1 protein-coding gene is annotated in these 601 nt (G+C 50.4%); it reads right to left on the reverse strand.

Annotated elements, in window-relative coordinates; translation table 11 throughout:
• A partial coding sequence (locus B3W37_RS15585; protein ID WP_483176358.1) for an S-layer homology domain-containing protein occupies positions 1-431 on the reverse strand: 431 nt, incomplete at its 3' end.
• Between the last annotated feature and the right edge of the window lie 170 nt (positions 432-601).

Raw genomic sequence — 601 nt, forward strand, 5'->3', positions numbered from 1 at the left:
TCATTTACCACCGGGGTCAGCTGCAAGGTCTTGCTTAACCATACCGCCATCTCCGCCCGGGTTGCAGGCGCACTCCAGTCGGAGGCTCTCAGTTCGTTTTCATTAATAATTCCCTTCTGCAAAGCTTGCTCCAGGTAATTTACCGCCCACGGGCTCACGCCTTTGCTTACAGCGGCCACACCGGATGCAGGGACAGTTGTCCCTTGCCCGCCCATTCGGACCAGCATGGCAATAGCTTCCTGCCTGGTAATCGTCTGCTCCGGAGCAAATTGTCCTCCCGCTTCACCACTTACCAGGCCACGAGCGCTAAGCCTCGCTATATCCTGTTCCGCCCAATGGTTGCCGATATCAGAGTATTCAGCCGCCCCAACCGGGAATGACCAGAGCAGACAAATGCACAAGATTAAAGTAAAAATAGTTGTTTTGCGCATGAACAAACCCTCCTGCCGAATTTTACTTCCTTACCATATATTAACTACATCCGGTCCGAGAAGTAAAGCACCCCTTTTTCTCCTCCGGGCATTATCAAGTGGCCGATGGATTTATTCCAACCGTCTTCCCGACATAAAATTGTGAACTTTTTAAATGAGAGTTTTGCATA

It is taken from the genome of Syntrophomonas sp. UBA5494 (assembly GCF_002426325.1).